Genomic DNA, 20,646 nt, shown 5'->3' on the forward strand with positions numbered 1-20,646 from the left:
ACAGTACTCCTACCTTGAATACCATAGACTTTTTGTACCTGCTTATAGGTGTAGTTGCCTTTTTCTACCTCGGCTACTAAGGCTAATTTAAAGCCTAAATTGTAATCGCGTTGGGTGCGCTTAACCCGCTTGTTTACTCCTTTACTCATAATAAGTCGATTTTGTGTCAACTTATTTCAGGACGGGACAAACAACCAAAAAAAAGCAACTTTAGTAAAGTTGCTTTTTTTTGGTTTAAGTACCTGGAGTTAACCTCCATGAAACTCCAGCTCCTATCATAATTTCTTCTGTATTTATTTTGTATCCTCCTAAAAAATCTATTTTTAAATTTTTGGTAAATAAATAAGAAAGACCCGAATTAAAATTAATTTTAATTTTGGGACTGTAATATTTATCAAGTGTTCCGTAAGGCTCAATAAAAGTACTCCATTTATCATTAATTTTATATGATAAATTAAAAGTATAAACACCTTCAATAAACAGGATATTTTTTTCTTTTGAATCTTCTATTACTGTACTCGATTCTAAATCTATATTCGCTCCTAAATTAAAAGTAGAACTCCAATTTTCATCTAAATTATATCCTAAAATAAATAATACCGAAGCATAAGAATTCTCCGTTTCTATATTGGATATGTTAAGTGTTGTTTGAAACCCTGTAGATGGTAACATTGAGTCTCCTTCAAAAACATTAAACTTTCCTCCAACAGAGAACATTTCTACCTCTTCATTACTAGAAAAATTGTAAGCTACTCCTCCATTAATCTCAATAATTTCTGTTACCCCATATTTAAAGAGAGTATTTGATAAGTAAAGGTTTTGATTTTCTAAATAATCTACACCACTTTCCACTTGAAATACATTTTTACCTACCGTAAAAACTCCGACTGAATTTCCTGGTCGCCCAGAATCTATTGTTTCTTGAAATTGAGCACTCGCGCTAACATAGGTTAACACTGCACTCATTCCTAAAATTATCTTTTTCATTTTAACTTTTATTTTTTAACTAGCACTATTCTATCTTCCTGCAATTCTATCTTTTTATCTTTATATAAACTACCTATGGCTCTTTTAAATGCTTTTTTACTCATTTGTAAATGAAATTTAACAGACTCTGGAGAGCTTTTATCTGTTAACAACAAAAAACCTTTGTCTTCGAGTTTTTTAAGTATCTTATCTACATCTGAATCAATTACATTTTTAAATCCTTGTGGACGTAGCGATACGTCAATTTTTTCGTCTTCACGTATTTTTTTAACGTAGCCTACTTTTCGCATCCCTTCTTCAACATCACTAAAAACTTCATTATTATATAACAATCCCTCATACTCTTCATTAATTAAAACTGAATACCCTAATAATGTTTGTACACCAATAACTAAATCTACCTTATCACCTTCTTTTAATTCCATCTTATAAGTTTTTAAAATAGTTTTTTAAAACTACATCATTTATTTCTTTTGGAGTAAAAACCTCCATTATTTTTGGTTGATTTGATTCTAAATAAAACGAAGTCAAATTATTTTGTAAGCTCTTTAAGTCTTTTATCTGAACATATTCAAAACCATACATTTTTGACAAATACGCTGCTGTTAAACCGTGTGGTGTTTCAAAATATTCAGTAGCATTCGTTGTTAGCGGCCCTGGAATGTATCTAAAAATACCACCTCCTGCATTATTCAAAATAATTATTCTAAAATCCTTCGGAATATTAGTATTCCACAACGCATTACTATCATAAAAGAAACTTAAGTCTCCTGTTATAAATATTGTTTGGTTTTTTGAGTTGAAAGCGGCTCCTATAGCTGTACTTGTACTACCATCAATCCCGCTAGTTCCTCTATTACAAAATACTTGTAGTGTAGAATTCATATCAAACAATTGCGAGTATCGAATAATTGAACTATTACTAATTTGTACTTGTGAATTATCAGGAATGCTATCTAAAATAGCTTCAAAAGATTTTAAATCTGAATATTCACAGTTTTTTAAATATACCTCATGTTTTATGGTTCTAATACCTTTCACTCGCAACCATCTTGTTTGGTAATCACTTTGAACATCTTTCTTTTTATCAAAAAGTATTCTTAAAAAAGTTACGGGATTCGTTTGTACAAATTCTGACAAACAATGATAAGTATTCATTGCTTTTAACTCATCAACATGCCAGTGGTGTTTTGGTTGTAACCTTCTTAAGAACTGCTTTATTCTTTTAGATATTACCATTCCTCCTAAAGTAATTAATACTTCAGGTTGTAACTCTTTATATTCTTCTTCGGTTAACTTAGAGATTAACTTATCAATACTATTGATAAACTTAGGATGATATATATTTGAAGTAGTTTCTGTTAATACTAAAACAGAAGTATCTTCTGCATAGGTATCTAATATTTTTTGAAGTTTGACATCTGGAAAATTGCTTCCAACTAAAATCATTTTTTTAGTTGAAGAATTCCAAATAGAAAAAAGTTTATTGTAACCTTCATCAGACTTCTCCACTTCACTCGAAATAACGTTTGACTTATCAAAAGATTGCTTCACTTTATTCACAATGACGGGATATAAATCATCAACTGTTTCATATAAAGGTTCGTCAAACGGAACATTGATATGAACTGGTCCTTTTTGGTTTATAGAAACCTGTAATGCTTTAACCAGTAAATCGGTATTTTTTTTCAACTGACTTTCTTTCTCAATCAAATTAGCTGAAAACAAGATATGATTTTCAAATACATTTTCTTGACGAATGGTTTGTCCATCACCAATATCAATTAAATGCTTTGGTCTATCTGCTGAAATTACAACGAGTGGAATATTACTATAAAAAGCTTCTGATATGGCGGGATAATAATTCAATAAAGCCGAACCTGAAGAGCATACAATAGCTACAGGTTTTTGCTTTTGTTGTGCTATCCCCATCGCAAAAAAAGCTGCACAACGCTCATCAACTACACTTAATGCTTCAATTGTTGGATGGTTTGAAAATCCAACAGTAAGCGGTGCATTACGAGAGCCTGGAGAAATCACCACGGTATCAATATTAAATTGATGACATGCTGAAACTACTAATTGTGCGAGTTCTTTTTTTGGGAACATTTCTTTTAAAGTTAAAAAATGTCATTTCGAGAAAAACGAAAAATCTTATCTTAATAACTAGATTTCTCACTTCGTTCGAAATGACTTTATATTTTTTTCAACTAAGTTGGTTAGTTTCCTTTTTTATAATCTGCTAAAAATTTAGCTAAACCGATATCTGTTAAAGGGTGTTTTAATAATCCTTCAATAGCACTTAAAGGTCCTGTCATAACATCAGCACCAATCTTAGCACAATCAATAATATGCATAGTGTGACGTACAGATGCTGCTAAAATCTCTGTTTCAAATCCATAGTTATCAAAAATCTGACGGATTTCAGCAATTAGATTTAAACCGTCTGTAGAAATATCATCTAAACGACCAATAAACGGAGACACATACGTTGCCCCTGCTTTTGCAGCTAATAATGCTTGACCTGCTGAGAACACTAAAGTTACATTTGTTTTAATTCCTTTATCAGAAAAATATTTACATGCTTTTATTCCATCTTTAATCATAGGTAATTTCACTACGATTTGAGGATTTAAAGCAGCTAACGCTTCTCCTTCCTTCACCATTCCGTCAAAATCAGTAGAGATTACCTCAGCAGAAACATCTCCTTCTACTATTTCGCAAATTGCTTTATAGTGATTGATAATCTTATCTTCTCCTGTTATTCCTTCTTTAGCCATTAATGACGGGTTTGTTGTTACCCCATCTAAAATACCTAAAGCCTGCGCTTCTCTAATTTGATCTAAGTTAGCTGTATCAATAAAAAATTTCATCTGTATATTTATTATGTAGTTGTGTTCTAATTCTTGAATTCTACGAGAGTATAACTCTCTTTAAAACAACGCATAAAACAATATTTTATGCCGTAATTTTCTTTAATTACTAATCTTCTGCGAATTTACAATTTATAATGATTCATTAGTAATTTTTCATAAACTTTATCGGGCAATATTCTTTTTAATACAATTGAAAACTTCTCCATAAACCCACCTATTTTATAATGAATTTTTGGATTTTTATTTTCAATGATTTTATAAATTGCCTCAGCCATTAGTATTGGATCTGCACCTGAATTTACATGCGTATCCATTAAAGCTAAATTTTCAGCATATTTTTCTTTGTAAGCAGAGTTTTCAAAAACAGGTGTGTGGTACCTCCCTGCTGCAATATTCGTAGCAAAATCTCCTGGTGCTACATTCACCACATTAATTCCGAAGCTTTTCACCTCCATACTTAAGGCTTCTGTTACTAACTCCAAAGCTCCTTTACTTGCTGAATAGATTCCTCTAAACGGCAACCCCATATATCCTGCAATTGACGTGGTATTAATAATAGTTCCTGATTTTTGCTTTCGCATATAAGGTAATACTACTTTAACGACATCAATTACTCCAAAGAAGTTTGTATTAAAATTATCCTTCATTTCTTCTGTTGGTGTATCTTCTATAGGACCTGTAATTCCTTTTCCAGCATTGTTTATTAACACATCAATTTTTCCTTCAATAGTAATTACTTCCTCTATAGCTTTCTTTATTGATTCTTGGTTAGTTACATCTAGCTCCACCATTTGAAATGGAACATTTACTTTTTGAGGGCTTCTACTAGTTCCGTAGACGTTAAACCCTCTATCATGCAAATAGATCGCTATTGACTTTCCTATTCCTGAAGACGCTCCTGTTATGAAAACTGTTTTTGACATTGTTCTTATTTTAAGCAAATATCTTAAAGTTACCTTCAATAAAAAAACTTAAAAAACTTATCTTAGCACTTCATTTTTCAAGAACAAACACTATGTATAAAAAAACGTTTTCTTTATCTGTTTTTATAACATCTTTCACTATTTTTATTGCTGGATGTTCTTCTTCAACAGCTCAAAAGAACACAGCTTTATTTTCAAGTACTGAAAAGTTTACCCGGCAAGATTCTTTACGTGGTTCTATAACCCCTGAAAGGTCATGGTGGGATTTAACATATTACCACCTTAATGTAGCTGTAAATCCTGATAAAAAATTTATTAAAGGGAAAAACACAGTACAATATAAAGTTTTAAAACCTCATCAAGTTTTACAAATAGACTTGCAACCTCCTTTAAAAATTACCAAAGCAACTCAAAACAATGAAGAGCTAAAAGTTATTTCTGAAGGCAATGCCCATTTTATTCAGTTGAAATCTCCTCAAAAGAAAGGAACCATAAATTCTGTTGATGTATATTATGAAGGTAAACCTAAAGAAGCTATCAGAGCTCCTTGGGATGGTGGTTTTTCTTGGAAAAAAGATAGTAATGGAAATCATTTTGTTGCTACTTCTTGCCAAGGGTTAGGGGCTAGTGTTTGGTGGCCAAATAAAGACCACATGTACGATGAAGTAGATAGTATGGCAATTAGTGTTCGTGTGCCTAAAAACTTAATGGATGTTTCTAATGGGCGTTTACGTAACATTGAACAACATAATGATAACACGACTACCTACCATTGGTTTGTAGACAATCCAATTAACAACTATGGGGTAAATGTTAACATTGGAGATTATGTTCATTTTTCTGAAAAGTATCAGGGTGAAGATGGGATGTTAGATATGAATTATTATGTACTGAGAAACAATTTAGAAAAAGCCAAAAAGCAATTTAAAGATGCTCCTAAAATGATGAAGGCTTTTGAACATTGGTTTGGTAAGTATCCTTTTTACGAAGATGGTTTTAAGCTAGTAGAAGTTCCGTATTTAGGAATGGAACATCAAAGTTCCGTTACTTACGGGAATCAATATAAAAATGGATATTTAGGTAGAGACTTGTCTGGAACTGGTTGGGGATTGAAATTTGACTTTATTATTATTCACGAAGCTGGTCATGAATGGTTCGCTAACAATATTACCAATGTAGATATTGCTGATATGTGGATTCATGAAAGTTTTACAGCTTACTCTGAAAACTTATTTTTAGATTATTATTATGGTAAAAAAGCTTCTGCTGAATATGTTATTGGAACACGAAGTTCTATTCAAAATGACAAACCAATTATTGGTCATTACGATGTTAATAATGAAGGTTCTGGAGACATGTATTACAAAGGAGCTAACATGCTACATACGATTCGTCAATTGGTAAACGATGATGAAAAATGGCGACAAATTTTACGTGGATTGAATGCTGATTTTTACCATAAAACAGTCACCACACAAGAAATTGAACAATACATAATTGAGAAATCTGGAATTGATTTAAGTAAAGTATTCGATCAATATTTACGTACAGTGAAGATTCCTGAGTTAGAGTATACAATTAAAAACAATACTTTAAAATATCGTTGGAATAATGTTGTAAAAGGTTTTAATATGCCAATAAAAGTAACTATTGATGGAAAAGATGAATTACTAAATTCTACTGAGAATTGGCAAACAAAAACTATTAAAGAAAACTATATTGAAGTTGACCAGAATTATTATGTTAACTCTAAATCCGTTTAAAATAACTGTATCCTATCTTTTATGATTAAACGGTTACTAAAAAGTTTTACACTTAATCCTAAAAAACTATTTTTAATAGATGGCTTAGGGGCTGTTTTATCTGCTTTTTTATTAGGAGTTATATTGGTGAATTTTGAAAGTGTTATAGGAATTCCTCCTTCAACCCTTTATTCACTAGCTATTTTTCCAATAATTTTTACCTTCTATGATTTTTACTGCTACCAAAAAGCATACAATAGCCTAAAACCTTTTTTAAAAGGAATTGCCATATTAAATCTATTGTATTGTTGCTTTTCTATTGGATTAGTATTCTATCATTTTAAAACAATTACTAGTGTGGGCTGGATTTATATTTTAATTGAGGTCCTAATTATTATTACTCTATCTATAATTGAACTTACCGTAGCAAAAAGACTTATTAAAAACTAGATATAAAAAAACTCAAATCTTAAGATTTGAGTTTTTCTTTAATTATACATTATCGCTTAGTAATCTAACCTTCTTAAGTAATCAAGTTTTTCTTGCCAAAGATTTAATTGGTCTTTAAATTCTTGAATTCCTTTACGTACATTTTTTACCAAAGGGTTATCCTCTGTTGCATTTGAAATAAAACTTAAGTTATTTTCTAACTGTTGCATTTCACGTACCGTTTCATCTATTTTCTTTCTAATAAAAAATTGTTCACTATCTAGTTTTCTGTAGTCTTCTTGTGATAAATATGTATCAATAACACCTTTAAACTTCATCATTTCAATATCATTCCTACCCATATCTAGCTTATCTAGGTGGGCATCCATTGCTTTATTGAATTTCTCATCTAAGTAGCGTGCGTTTCTTGGCAATACTCCTAACGCTCTCCAATTAGCTAACATTTTCTCTACATCTTCTTCTGTAGAAATTTCAGCAGTTTTAATTTGCTCTATGAATTCTTTTTTAGCTTCTACTACTGCTAACTGTTCTTTATTTTCCTCATTTTTACGAGCGTGTAACCTGTCGAAATAATGATTACAAGCATTTTTGAAACGTTTCCAAATATCATCAGAAAACTTTCTTGGCACATGTCCTATTTTTTTCCATTCTGATTGAATATGCTTCATCGTATTAGTAGCTTCGCTCCAGTCTTCACTGTTTTTCATACTTTCCGCTAACTCTACCAATTCCATTTTCTTCTTTAAGTTATCGTTCTGCGCACTTTTTTCATGTTTATAAAAAGTATTTTTTGCAGTGTTAAACTTTTTTGTAGCTGCTTTAAACTCTTGCCAAACAGCTTCACTTTTACTGTAGGGAAGTTTTCCTATATCAAAGTATTTTTTGCGTAGTTTTTCTATCTCTACAATACTTTTTTGCCAATCATTATGTGTTTTATTATTAGAAGTGTCGTATGCATGTATTTCAGCTGCTACTGCTAACTTCGCATCAATCATTTCTTGGTGTTTCGATTTCAACTCTCTATAATGCTGATGACGTCTATCGTGTATTTTTTTAGTTGCTTCACTAAACCTTCCCCAAACATCTTCTCTATGTTCTCTAGAAACAGGGCCTATATCCTCTTTCCACATACGATGTAACTCTTGTAATTCTTTAAAAGCAACATTAACATCTTCAACTTCAGTTAAAACTTCTGCTCTTTCAATTAATCGTAATTTTTCTCCTAAATTGTGTTTAAAATCTAACTCTCTAAAGTCTTTATTTAAATGTAATAAATCGTAAAAACGCTCTACATGATGGTGATACGTTTTCCAAGTATCATTATATTTTGTTTTCGGAACTGCTCCTACACTTTTCCAACGATTTTGAATTTTTTGAAAATCATTATACATTGTTTTGGGGTCAGCATTTTTAATTAAAGCTTTTAACTCTTCAATTAAATTATTCCTTCTTTCTAAATTCTCTTTTAATTGTTTTTCTAACTGAGAATAATAAGCATCACGTTTAGTCTTATACTCCCCTAATAAATTATTGTACTCTGTTTTTACTGGACTAGAAAATTGAAAATCAATAGAATTACCTCCATCAGCTAAAAAAGCTTCTTTTTTTTCTGCCAACAATGCTCCAAACTTAGAATTAAATGCAGTTTTTACAGCATCTACATTTGACTTTAACTGTTGGACTGGATAATTTTTTAACAACTTTTTTAACTCATCAACCAATTTATCTAACTCCATCGAAGCATAATCAGGCAAAGGTATTTCATGCTTTTCATCAGCTTTCTCAGACTCATTGGCTACCTCATTTTCAACTTCATTAACTGCATTTTCAGTTTCCTCATTTGTCTTTCCTTGCTCTTCTGTAATTGGTTTTTCTACTTTCTCTTCGTTATTTTCTAACATATCTACAATGTTTAAGTTCCTTTAATTTAGATTATAAAGATACGGATTCTTAGAGAATAGCAAACTTTATTTTTGTTTTAAGCATCTAACGATTGTTCCATATTTTCCAAGCTTTTTCTGCTTGAAGTTCCAACATTTCTAATCCATTTTTTATAGCTGATCCTTGTTCTTTTCCTTTACGCAAAAAAGTAGTTTCGGATGGGTTGTATATTAAATCATACAATAAATGTTTATCTGATAAAGATTCATACGGAATATCAGGGCAATTATCTACATTTGGATGTGTACCTAATGGTGTACAGTTAACTATTATAGTATACGATTGTAGAAGTTCTTTATTAATATCTCGGTACGATATTTCTTTCTTTTCTTTAGGTGTTCTTGAGACATATTTATACTTTATACCTAAGTTTTCTAACACATAAGCTACCGCTTTTGAAGCTCCTCCTGTTCCTAAAATTAAAGCTTTTTTATGACGTTTTTTCAATAATGGTTTTAATGACTTTTTAAAACCATACACATCTGTATTATACCCTTTTAATCTTCCTTTTTTAGATATTTTTATAGTGTTTACGGCTCCTACTTTAAGTGCTTTCTTGTCTATTCTATCTAAAAAATTGAAAACATCTAGTTTGTACGGAATGGTAACATTCATTCCTTTTAATTGCTTTTTATTTTCTTTTACTTTTTGAGGAAGTTCATGTATAGATTGAATATCAAAATTGATATACTCATGATTTTTTAAATCTAGTTTTTCAAACTTTTCTGTAAAGTATCCACGAGAAAATGAGTACGAAATGTTTTTTCCTACTAAAGCATATAAATGCTTATTTTCTTTTTTGGTCATAAAAATCAATAATTAATATTAATGCGATTCCAATAATAATGAATCCTATTGAAATCCATGTTTCTTGACTGTTAAAATTAGGAATAAATCTCTGGTAGTTTTCTATAATTTTATTTCCGCTTTGATCTAGCAAAAATATACCATCTCCTTTTTTATAAATAGTTTCTTTCCATGGCCAAACAACCCCCAATGAACCTGTTATAAAACCTATGATAACAGCTGTTACAATTTGATGCCATCTTTTTAAAACATAGCCTAAAATATGTGAAATAGACACAAGACCAAACGCTGAACCTGCGGTGAAAACTCCTATAATTTTTAAGTAACGTAATTTTACTTCATCATGAAACACTTCAAAGTTTCCAGATAATAGGCTTGTGATTACATTTCCCAATACATTTACACTATCTACCAACAAAAGCACATAGTTTCCTAATAATATAAGAATAAATGACCCTGAAAGTCCTGGTAGTGTCATTCCTGAAACACCTATTATACCGCATAAAAACACAAACCATAGGTTATCGTTTTCTGTAGCTGGTGTCATAAAACTAATAAAAACACCTACTGTAGCTCCTGTAAGTAATCCTAAAATAGTTTTAGGGTTCCAATCTCCAAAATCTTTGGATATGTAGTAAACAGAACCGATAATCATTCCGAAAAACCATGACCAAACATATAACTGATAATTCCTTAAAAAATAATCTAAGACAAGAGAAATACTGAAGTAACTAAATATACTTCCAGCCATTACCCATATTAAAAATTGGAAGTTGGTGTAATTTGAAAAGCTTTTAAATCGCCCATTAAATAGTAGCTTAAAAGCTTTACCGTTTATTCTTTGAAAAGTATAAATAAGCTCTTCATAAAACCCCATCACAAAAGCTACCATACCACCGGAAACTCCTGGTACTTTGTTAGCTCCTCCCATTATTAGTCCTTTAAAAAAAAGGTTTATTTTTTGCGGTAGCGTGCGTTCTTTATACATATTGTTTGATTAGAACACTAAATTAGTTATTTTCTAATGCTTTTTACTGCTATTTTTTCAAGTAATAAAATAAGTCCAAACCCAATTAAGACTAGTAAAGTTGCATATATTAATTGAGAGTCTCCTTCATAAGAAAATGGAGAAATTGATAATTCATTAAATGGAATTTGCTCTCCGTGTGAATTCGTTCTGTAAGTAAGTACTTTTTTCCATGGCCAAATTTTATTTAATGAGCCTATTATAAATCCTGTCAAAACAACCAAAGTATAATCTTTATGTTTTGAAAATAAGTATTTTAAAACTCTTGAGAAAGATAATAACCCTATAATTGCTCCTATAGCTATTACTGTTATCGTTGTAAAATCACGATTATTTACAGCTGCTAAAACTAGTTTGTATGCTCCTAGTAATACCAAAATAAAAGAACCAGAGATACCGGGTAAAATCATTGCGCATATAGCAATGGCTCCTGCCAAAAACATAAATAACAATGATGAATGCTCAGACACCAACGGATTTAGAGTTGTAATATAATAAGCAAGTATTGCTCCTAAGACTAGTAAAACAACAGAAATAATATTCCACTTTGTAACTTGTTTTCCGATATAAATAACACTTGCTAATACCAATCCAAAGAAAAAAGACCACACTAAGATGGGATGATTTGTTAATAACCAAGAAATTACTTTAGCTAAAGAAACTATACTGATAAAAATTCCTGTTAAAAGTGCTGCTAAAAAATTACCATTTAGTTGTTTCCATGTTTCTTTTAAACCTTTACTTTTTAACGTTTTAAACAAATTAATATCAATATTACTAATTGTACTTAATAGCTCTTCATAAATTCCTGAAATGAATGCAATAGTACCTCCTGATACACCTGGAACTACATCTGCAGCCCCCATAGCTATCCCTTTTAACATGATTATAAGGTAATCTTTACTTGATCTATTATTCATAAAGTAGTTTGGTTATTTTTTTTAGGTTTAAATTTTATCAGATTTTTTTTCTTTGGTTTTAAACTATCTTTTCTTACTTCTTTTTTCTTATCCTTTTTATTTAAACCTAATTTTTTTCCTAAGTCCCGCAAGTTATTAAAATTAACTTGATATGAAATACCTACTCCTTGTGTATATCCTTCTTCCTCTGTAGAATATTGCACTTCATTTTGACGGTTAAATACCGTACCTCTTAAGTTACCTTCTTCATTTAAAAGTACTTCTACTTTTACCTCTCCAACAACACTCGTTTGTGTATTAGTTCCTACAGGTACTCCTACTTTTCCATTAACCAATACTCTATCACTTAATTGTGTTGATACTGATACATCTACTTGATCGTCTGAATTAAGATTATCAACATCTCCCCTATCCCCTTGTGTGTATCCAACTCCTAATTGAAACTTATTTCCATCGCTATTTAGCATATTTGTTAAAATACTTGAGGCAATTTCTGAGGCTGTTCCTGTAATTCCTGAACTAGCACTACTACCAATAGCATCTGCGTTATAAAATGTACCAAAAGCGAGTAAAAATGAGAAGTGCTGCATTTTAGTATTTAGGTCATTTTCATTCAGAATAAATTCTAACTCAGAACTTACAGTTGAATTTGCATTTGGTATTTTGATATCAAATTCTTGTTTTGAACTAAATAAGCCTCCTGTAATTTTTGTGTATAAATCAATTGGAATTTTACGATTTGAGTTGATATTGTCTAGTAACTGAGCTGGATTTGCCTTTGTTCTATATACAGCTGTTATATCTAAATCGGCCTCATAGGGATCACCATTCCAAGAAATCGTTCCTCCTTTTTGCACTATAAATGGTTTGTTTATGCCTGCATACTTAAAATTGTAGAACCCGTTATCTACTACAAAATCTCCAAACATCTTAAACTTTCCCCGGGTGTCAATATCTATAAATAAATTTCCTTCTCCACTTCCCTTCAATTCACTTCCTGAAACCTTATCTATTACTACTTGAGCTACTGCATCTTTTGTAACGGTTAAGTTTAACTTTAAATCTAATCCTTTTATATCTCTTATTACTTTTCCTTTAGTTCCCCCCTCTTCTTCTCTTCCTGTTTTAAATCGGATTAATTTGTAATTATCTATTGTTTTAACATCACTTAAAGGAATTACAAAAAGAGTTCCTTTATTTGTTTTTCCATTTACATCAATATCTAAGTTACTGGTAAGTCCCCTTATTTTTGCTTCTCCATTTAAAAACCCCGTTCCATAATACTGTGATTCTTCTGTTTCTTTTGTGTCTAAAATTAATAAGTTTTGAGTATTAATATCAAAGTTTAAAAACCAGTCCTCAAAATTTTGATGCACAATACTTCCTGATAACCTTCCTTGGGTTAAGTATTTTGTGTCTTCTAAGATTATATCTTTAAAGATAAACTCTTGCTTATCTAAAAACACACTGGTGTTTCCTTTTAAGTCAAAGTCTACATTCAAGTAAGGGAAAGACAATCCTGCATTTTCAAAATTAAGTACACCATTAAAATTAGGATTTCTCAGATATCCTTTTGCTGTAAAATCTCCGGTTACCTTTCCTCTTAGTTTTGATAATACGTCTTCTCCTAGCGGACTAAAGGCTATTATATCGTATTCTTTTAAATATACATCTAGGTCTATAATTGGTCTTTCCTCAGAGAAATCTACACCTCCTGTTGCCGATATATTTTTTGCTTTATCACTTTCTAAAGATAAATTTACATTATACTTTTTGTAAGAATTATCTCCTGTTATATTTAAGGCTAAATCTCCTTGTGAATAGTCATTGATATAAAAGCTTTCAATATAAATATTCCCTTTAGGACTCACTGTTTTATTTTCTTGTTTGAATTCTAGTACTCCATTTAGTTTTCCTCCTAACTTTAAACTATCAATAGGCGGTAAAAAACTAGCTAATTTTACTTTATCAAAACTTGCTTGTAAGTCTCTAAAAGTACTATCTCGTAACACTCCTTTAAAATTAATTTTTTGTTCTCCAGATTTAAAAACAAAGGGACTGATAACGAAGTCTTCTTTTTGTAAATCGAACGTCACTTTATTATCTCTATCGTCATTTGGATTCACCTCCCAATCAAACCCTTTATAAAATAATGTTGATTTTTGAATTCCAACAACCGATTTTCGAAGCTCATTGATGGTGTAAAAAAAGTCTAGATTAAAACTCTCTGCATAATTTTTTCCTCCTTTAAAAACCGATTTAAAAAACAGCGTATCATTTTGAGTTCGGTTTAACAAGTTTAGTTTTTCTATATTATAATACTTAGTATTAACTTTATTTGCTGTTAAGTGAGTATTGTAAAGTGGATTTTTATTATCTAATCTTAAAACCACTCCTTCAATTATATTTTTATAAGCATTTATTTGTGGTGACTTAAATGTAAGTTTTAATGATTTTTTATCTGAGTTTATACGACCTTTTAATCGTGTGTTTTTACCTATTGATATACTTGGTAGAAATACATCTATTATTTGATTATAAATAGTAAAATCAAAATCTAAAAATTGATTTGGCGCTACTTCGTGCGGACGATAGTTTGTATATACACTACCTAAAGCATTTTGACTAATAGGTAACAACTCTTCAAAAGAAAATTTTCCTTTCACATACCCTTTTACAATATCTTCTGAGTTTACTTCAATCGTTTTTATACTATCTTTTACCGAAGAGTTTATTTCAAAAATCTTAAAAGGATAACTTTGTTTTTGATTTGTATAAATTAAATTTTCAAACGTTGCTTTACCAATAATATCATCAAATGTATTTCCTGAAATATTTAAGTTGATATTACCTTTTAGTTCTGAAATGCTATCACGAGTAAATAAATTTGTTTTTTTTAAATCAATTCTATCAACATTAGCTATGAAATCAAATTTGTTAATTGCTGATGAAAAATCAGCTAATCCTTCAAATTTTAGTTTAAAATTTTCATCCGCTGCATTTAACAAGCCATCAAATTTTTTGTTCTGAAATTGACCATTTACTTGTAAATTTTTATACTCATATTCATTAAAATGTAAACTACTTACTTTTCCTATTATAATTGTATTAACATTCTCAACATTAAACCCACTACCATTAACGTCTGCCTTTAAAGAAACAGTTCCTAACACAGGATCATTAGCAAAAACACCAAGGTCAAAGTTTTTAAACTCTATTTCCCCTGTATACTCAGCTTCATCAATGTTATCTATATTTGTTAATTGAAGGTCGGATATTGCAGTGCCTATTTCAGATTTTACTGATATAGTTGCATCCATTTGCTCGGGAGTTACTTTTACTATTCCATTTAACGTAAAGTTACCTAGTCTTTGAAATTCTGTTGGCAGGTTTCTTCCTAATAAGTTTGGTAATACATTTCTTAATTGAGAATGGTTAGCTGTAAGGTTAGCTAAGTCTGCATCGAACACGAAACCTCTACTTGTTTTAACTGCATTTACAAACCCCATATTTCCAATAATTCTCATTCCTCCTTTAGAATGTATTCGAACATTATTGGCACTAAAATTATTCAAAACACCTTCAATATCTCCACTTAGGTATAAAAAATCGTGTCCTCCAATTTCATTATACAATTTACTCAAGTCTTTTACTGAGGCTACACTTTCTTTAAAATTAGCTTTAATTTTTACCTTATCATTGAAGCTAACAAAATCTTTTCGATTATATGTAAACTTAACTTCAGCTTGAAGTTTTGTATTGTTAGCTGTTTCTAACGTTGTATTTTTAAAATCCATAAAGGATTTTGTATATGTAAAATCAGTTGATAAATTTGAAACATTCACGCCTCTATTTCCTGTAAAGAACATATTTCTTATTTTCACAGAAACATCAGGTCCTACAATCGAAAAATCATTTAACACAGTTCCTGCTTTATAGGCTGCAAACTCAAGTGAATTATCTTTATTCTCGTCTAGTAACTTAAAAGTTAAATCATTTAAAGTAATTTTATTACTTTTAAGAATAAACGGTACAGCTAAACTATCTTTAGGTTTCCCATCTTCAAAGCTATCGATGAAAATAGACATGTTATCATTGTTTTCCCCTTTATAAGTCTTCATGTAAAAATGAATTCCATTTAAAGAAGCTTCTCCTAAATCTACTTGATTTTCTAAAACTCGTTTTGCATTTAATAAGGAAGTGCTTAAATTATTTACAAATATTAGTGTGTCTTTATGGTGGTCTCTAATTTCAATTTCTTTTAATTGAACACTTCCAAACCAAGATAAATCAATTTTTTTAACAACAATATTTGTATTGTACTCTTTATTTACCCAATTAGTAGCTTGTTTGGCAAGTTGACTTTGCACAAAAGGTAAGGATAGCAAAATAAAAAGCAGGAGTAAAAAAAGTACTGTATACTTTAGTATTCTACCTATTATGTTAGCTGTTTTTTTAATTTTTATGCCTATTTATTAATCTTAATGAACAAAAGTAATCAGCAAACTGCAAAAATGTTGCCTTATTTTAAAGAAATGTTATTTTTAACGAAAATCTAACGTAATATCAATATTTTTGTAACCTAAATCCGGAAAGATTTGAGTACAGAAAACATCTATATTTTAGGCATTGAAAGTTCTTGTGATGATACAAGCGCTTCAATAATTTGTAATGGAAAGGCATTAAGTAACGTTGTAGCAAACCAAGATGTACATGCTAAATATGGTGGTGTGGTTCCTGAGTTAGCTTCTAGAGCGCATCAGCAAAACATTGTTCCTGTTGTACAACAAGCTATAGAACAGGCAGGTATAACTAAAAACGATTTAAATGCAATTGCTTTTACTCGTGGCCCTGGCTTAATGGGCTCATTATTAGTCGGTACATCTTTTGCTAAGTCTTTAGCTTTAGGACTAAAGATTCCTTTAATAGATGTAAACCATATGCAGGCACATATTTTGGCTCATTTTATTGAAGAAGAAGAAAGCAAGATACCTCCATTCCCATTTGTTTGTTTAACCATTAGTGGCGGACATACACAAATTGTAAAGGTTACCAATCATTTTGATATGGAAATTTTAGGTGAAACGATTGATGATGCTGTTGGAGAGGCTTTTGATAAGTCAGCAAAAATATTAGGCTTACCTTACCCTGGAGGGCCTTTAATTGACAAATATGCTCAATTAGGAAACCCTAAAGCTTTTAAGTTTACCAAACCTAAAGTAGGTGATTTAGAGTTTAGTTTCAGTGGGTTAAAAACAGGAATTTTATATTTCATACAAAAAAATGTAAAAGAAAATCCTAATTTCATTAAAGAAAACCTTAATGACATTTGTGCTTCCATACAATACACTATTATTGAAATTTTAATGGATAAGCTTAAAAACACCACTAAACAAACTGGTATTAAACATATAGCAATTGCTGGAGGAGTTTCTGCTAACTCAGAAATACGCAAACGCTTAACTTTAGCTGAAAAACACTGGGGATGGACAACCTACATTCCTAAATTTGAATACACCACAGATAACGCTGCTATGATTGCTATAGCTGGATACTTAAAATATTTAAATAATAATTACTCTGATATTTCAGTAACTGCTAAAGCCCGTTTAAAAGTTACAGAATAAATCTCTTTTTTACCATAATGAATAACTTTAAAAACAGATTTTTATTTAGTATTGCATATTATTGCTTGTGGGTTGTTTATTTTTTACTCGCTCGCTTTTTGTTTTTATTATATTATTTTGATAAAACTTCTGAACTAAGTTTTATCACCGTTTTAAAAACATTTGTATATGGTATTCAATTAGATTTTTCTTTTGCTGCTTATTTGGCTATCATTCCTTTCTTAATTATTTTACTTTCAATCTGGATTCCTAAAAAAACTATTAGTTATATTATTAAAGGATATACTTTCCCAATCCTTTTGGTTATTAACCTATTTATGTTAATAGATATTTCTTTGTATAAATTTTGGGGAGTTCGTATAGACGCTACAGTATTAAATTACATCAATACCCCAAAAGCTATGCTAGCTTCAATTAGTGCTTTACAATTAATTACAGGCATACTTGCTTGGATATTGCTTTCCTTAACTACTTTTTACTGCTTCAATAAGGTTTTAAATAAAACTCTTAGTAAATTAAATAAAAAACATTTTTTAGAAGCCCCTGTGTTTTTACTACTAATAGGTAGTTTAATTATCCCTATGCGAGGTGGTTTTGCTAATATTCCTATTAATCAAAGTAATGTATACTTCTCTAAAAACATGTTTGCCAATCATACGGCAGTAAACTTTATTTGGAATTTCGCTAACACCATTAGTTATAAAACTGATGGTAAAAACCCATATATACACTATAAAAGTGACATTGCTAAAAACATCATCAATCAAACTAAAAGTAAACTTTTAACAGCCAGTACAGACTCTATTTTAAATACTAAAAAGCCTAATGTTATTATTCTTATTTGGGAAAGTCTTTCTGCAAAAGCAGTTGGTGTTTTAGATGGTGAACCCAATGTTACTGTTAACTTAAACAAGCTAGCTAGAGAAGGTATTCTTTTTACTAATTTCTATGGAAATGGGGATAGAACAGACAAAGGAGTTCCTGCTATTTTAAGTGGTTATTATCCTCAACCAACAAAAAGCATTATGAAAATTCCATATAAAGCAAGAAAACTACCAATGCTTACCAAAGAAATGAAAAACTTAGGGTACCATACTGGCTTTTATTATGGAGGTGATAGTAATTTTGGGAATATGATTACTTATTTACGCAATGGTAAAATAGATAAAATTGTTGATGGAACTGAGTTTAACAGAGAAGATTGGAACTCAAAATGGGGAGCTCATGATCATATATTTTTAGATCGATTTATGAAAGACTTATCTGCTCCTACCCTTAAAAAGCCTTTTTTTGAAATAGCTCTCACACTTACTAGCCATGAACCTTATGAATTTCCTGGCGAATATAAATTCGGTAAAAAGTCAGTAGAAAATTTATACAGAAGCGCACAAGCTTATACAGACAAAGCTATAGGTAAGTTTATTAATGATGCAAAAAAGCAGCCTTGGTGGGATGATACTCTAATTATTATTTTATCTGACCATGGACACCCATTACCCAAGCATAAAGGATATTTTAACTCTCCTAAAAGATTTAAAATTCCAATGGTTTGGTTAGGTGGAGCTCTCAATAAAACTGGAATTACTATTGATAATTTTAGTGCTCAAAGTGATTTAGCATACACATTAATAGATATCTTAGAAGGAAAACCAAAACAATTTCAATTTGGAAAAAACATTTTTAATACTTCTGAAAGCCAATATGTTCATTATGTATTTAACAACGGTTTTGGGACTATTTCTAAAAATGGAACTTTTGTATATGATTATGTAAGTAATAAACCTGTTATACAAGAAGGTAATTATCAACCTTTAGATTCTTTAGGAAAAGCAATCAGCCAAAATGCGTATCAAGATTTTTTAGATAAATAAACGTTAATCTTTATAATAAGACAAAATCACTTAAAATTCATTTCATTACTTTTACTTTATGAAATGGATTTTATGTTTTTTTTTACTTGCTTCTTTAGCAATTCAGTCTCAGAATTTACCCAAAGGCTTTTCATATATTAAAGACCTATCTCCTACCATACAAAATGAATTAAGGTATTGTCACGATAATAATTTTATGGGAGTCCCAGTAAATGGGTATGAAGAAAATGTTCTTATAGCAACCACCCCTACAGCTAAGGCTTTAAAAAAAGTTCAAGACGAATTAATAAAGCAACAGCTTAGCTTAAAAATATATGATGCATATCGACCTCAAACAGCTGTAAACCATTTTGTAAAATGGGCTCGAATAATAAATGATACATTGATGAAACAACAATATTATCCAGAAGTTAATAAACGTCATTTATTTAAATTAGGATATATTTCATCAAAATCAGGACATTCTAGAGGTAGTACTGTTGACCTAACCATTGTAAACTTAAAAACAGGAAAAGAATTAGACATGGGAAGTCCATATGATTTTTTTGGAATTTCTTCTCACGTTACTTACGAGAATCTTACTAAGCAACAAAAGAAGAACAGAAAATTACTACAAGAGGTAATGCGTAAACATGGTTTTAGACCATATAGTAAAGAATGGTGGCATTTTACTCTAAAGGGTGAGCCCTTTCCTAAAACCTTTTTCGATTTCCCTGTAAAATAACTAGTTTTAACTCTTTATTTTAATAATCGGCATTATATTTGCTTTGATTTCTTTGCAATGATGAAAACAACATTAACATTTATAATCTTTTTTTTATATAGTATAGCAACATCTAATGTTTTTGCACAGATGGATGGCACTATCGGTGGTAAAAAAAAGGGAAACTCCTCTTTTGGAATTATTACTCCGCCTGCTAAAGAAGTAAAAAAACCTGAATCTTTAGGGTTTGATAATGAAAATGGGTTTAAAACTGCACATCAAAAGCACCAAAAAGAACTTCAAAAAAAGCAAGCGCAAAAAGATTTAGAAAATAAAGGTATATTAACCCAAGCCAAAATTGCTGAAGAGCGTTATTTAAAATCTTTCAAAAAAATAAATGGCATGTATCAATATCCAATTATTGATCAGGATTTAGGTAGTTTTTCAACAAAAGGTGAAAGTGTTAATATTATTTGTAGAGACTACCAATACCCAGATGGAGATAGAGTTACCATTTATGTAAACGACATACCTGTGATTAGTAACTTAACACTAAAACAACGTTATCAATCTTTTAACATCCCTTTAGATAAAGGAGTTAATAAAATAAAGATTGTAGCCTTAAATCAAGGAACTTCTGGTCCTAATACTGCTGCTTTTAAGATTTACAACGATGCGGGAATGCTAATTTCGTCTAATGAATGGAATTTAGCTACAGGCGCCAAAGCCACAATTATTGTAGCTAAAGAAAAGTAATTTCAATATCCTTTTC

At 30.4% G+C, this 20,646-nt stretch carries 16 protein-coding genes and 1 pseudogene; 6 read left to right on the top strand and 11 right to left on the bottom strand.

Translation table 11 applies throughout. The annotated features are described in order from the left end of the window. The 6 genes and pseudogenes from ACKTSW_RS06260 to ACKTSW_RS06285 form a co-directional block, all read right to left on the bottom strand. Window positions 1-149 (bottom strand): annotated as a pseudogene (locus ACKTSW_RS06260) (IS3 family transposase); the annotation flags it as partial. A gap of 85 nt (window positions 150-234) precedes the next feature. Next, the gene (locus ACKTSW_RS06265; RefSeq protein WP_408024424.1) at window positions 235-987 is read right to left on the bottom strand and encodes a transporter; all 753 of its coding nucleotides are present in this window, start codon (window positions 985-987) and stop codon (window positions 235-237) included. Window positions 988-995: 8 nt separating this feature from the next. Next, window positions 996-1,412 (bottom strand): S1 RNA-binding domain-containing protein, encoded by a 417-nt coding sequence (locus ACKTSW_RS06270; RefSeq protein WP_408024425.1) that lies wholly within the window; start codon window positions 1,410-1,412, stop codon window positions 996-998. 1 nt (window position 1,413) lies between these two features. Continuing rightward, entirely contained in the window at window positions 1,414-3,096 is a 1,683-nt protein-coding gene (gene menD / locus ACKTSW_RS06275; protein WP_408024426.1) for a 2-succinyl-5-enolpyruvyl-6-hydroxy-3-cyclohexene-1-carboxylic-acid synthase, read from the bottom strand. 110 nt (window positions 3,097-3,206) lie between these two features. Then, window positions 3,207-3,860 carry a fructose-6-phosphate aldolase gene (gene fsa / locus ACKTSW_RS06280; protein WP_408024427.1) on the bottom strand — a complete coding sequence of 218 codons (654 nt, stop codon included), beginning with the start codon at window positions 3,858-3,860 and terminating at the stop codon, window positions 3,207-3,209. A 125-nt stretch (window positions 3,861-3,985) separates the two neighbouring features. After that, a complete protein-coding gene (locus ACKTSW_RS06285; RefSeq protein ID WP_408024428.1) occupies window positions 3,986-4,786 on the bottom strand; it encodes an SDR family oxidoreductase in 801 nt (266 codons plus the stop codon). A gap of 92 nt (window positions 4,787-4,878) precedes the next feature. On the opposite strand from ACKTSW_RS06285, the gene ACKTSW_RS06290 reads away from it, so the two are divergent. Together ACKTSW_RS06290 and ACKTSW_RS06295 are read left to right on the top strand one after the other, a co-directional pair. Beyond that, a complete protein-coding gene (locus ACKTSW_RS06290; RefSeq protein ID WP_408024429.1) occupies window positions 4,879-6,549 on the top strand; it encodes a M1 family metallopeptidase in 1,671 nt (556 codons plus the stop codon). A gap of 21 nt (window positions 6,550-6,570) precedes the next feature. Further along, complete coding sequence (locus tag ACKTSW_RS06295; protein ID WP_408024430.1) at window positions 6,571-6,978, top strand: hypothetical protein; 408 nt, start codon at window positions 6,571-6,573, stop codon at window positions 6,976-6,978. 56 nt (window positions 6,979-7,034) lie between these two features. Here the strand turns inward: ACKTSW_RS06295 and ACKTSW_RS06300 are convergent, their stop codons facing one another. The 5 genes from ACKTSW_RS06300 to ACKTSW_RS06320 form a co-directional block, all read right to left on the bottom strand. Continuing rightward, entirely contained in the window at window positions 7,035-8,879 is a 1,845-nt protein-coding gene (locus tag ACKTSW_RS06300) for a DUF349 domain-containing protein (RefSeq protein WP_408024431.1), read from the bottom strand. An 85-nt stretch (window positions 8,880-8,964) separates the two neighbouring features. Beyond that, a complete protein-coding gene (locus ACKTSW_RS06305) occupies window positions 8,965-9,726 on the bottom strand; it encodes a shikimate dehydrogenase family protein (RefSeq protein ID WP_408024432.1) in 762 nt (253 codons plus the stop codon). Beyond that, window positions 9,707-10,714 (bottom strand): DUF368 domain-containing protein, encoded by a 1,008-nt coding sequence (locus ACKTSW_RS06310; protein ID WP_408024433.1) that lies wholly within the window; start codon window positions 10,712-10,714, stop codon window positions 9,707-9,709. The genes ACKTSW_RS06305 and ACKTSW_RS06310 overlap by 20 nt, the downstream gene beginning before the upstream one ends. A 26-nt stretch (window positions 10,715-10,740) precedes the next feature. Beyond that, window positions 10,741-11,673: a DUF368 domain-containing protein gene (locus ACKTSW_RS06315; protein ID WP_408024434.1), complete on the bottom strand. Its 933-nt coding sequence runs from the start codon at window positions 11,671-11,673 to the stop codon at window positions 10,741-10,743. Further along, complete coding sequence (locus ACKTSW_RS06320; RefSeq protein WP_408024435.1) at window positions 11,670-16,043, bottom strand: translocation/assembly module TamB domain-containing protein; 4,374 nt, start codon at window positions 16,041-16,043, stop codon at window positions 11,670-11,672. The genes ACKTSW_RS06315 and ACKTSW_RS06320 overlap by 4 nt, the downstream gene beginning before the upstream one ends. A 228-nt stretch (window positions 16,044-16,271) precedes the next feature. On the opposite strand from ACKTSW_RS06320, the gene tsaD reads away from it, so the two are divergent. The 4 genes from tsaD to ACKTSW_RS06340 all read left to right on the top strand — a co-directional run bounded on the left by tsaD (window position 16,272) and on the right by ACKTSW_RS06340 (window position 20,630). Then, a complete protein-coding gene (gene tsaD, locus ACKTSW_RS06325) occupies window positions 16,272-17,300 on the top strand; it encodes a tRNA (adenosine(37)-N6)-threonylcarbamoyltransferase complex transferase subunit TsaD (RefSeq protein WP_408024436.1) in 1,029 nt (342 codons plus the stop codon). 98 nt (window positions 17,301-17,398) lie between these two features. Continuing rightward, window positions 17,399-19,171 (top strand): LTA synthase family protein, encoded by a 1,773-nt coding sequence (locus tag ACKTSW_RS06330; RefSeq protein WP_408024437.1) that lies wholly within the window; start codon window positions 17,399-17,401, stop codon window positions 19,169-19,171. 58 nt (window positions 19,172-19,229) lie between these two features. Further along, on the top strand, window positions 19,230-19,895 hold the full coding sequence (locus tag ACKTSW_RS06335) for a M15 family metallopeptidase (RefSeq protein ID WP_408024438.1): 666 nt from the start codon (window positions 19,230-19,232) through the stop codon (window positions 19,893-19,895). A 57-nt stretch (window positions 19,896-19,952) separates the two neighbouring features. Further along, on the top strand, window positions 19,953-20,630 hold the full coding sequence (locus ACKTSW_RS06340; protein WP_408024439.1) for a hypothetical protein: 678 nt from the start codon (window positions 19,953-19,955) through the stop codon (window positions 20,628-20,630). Window positions 20,631-20,646 lie beyond the last annotated feature (16 nt).

It is taken from the genome of Tenacibaculum sediminilitoris (genome assembly GCF_964513795.1).
Classification (GTDB): domain Bacteria; phylum Bacteroidota; class Bacteroidia; order Flavobacteriales; family Flavobacteriaceae; genus Polaribacter; species Polaribacter sediminilitoris.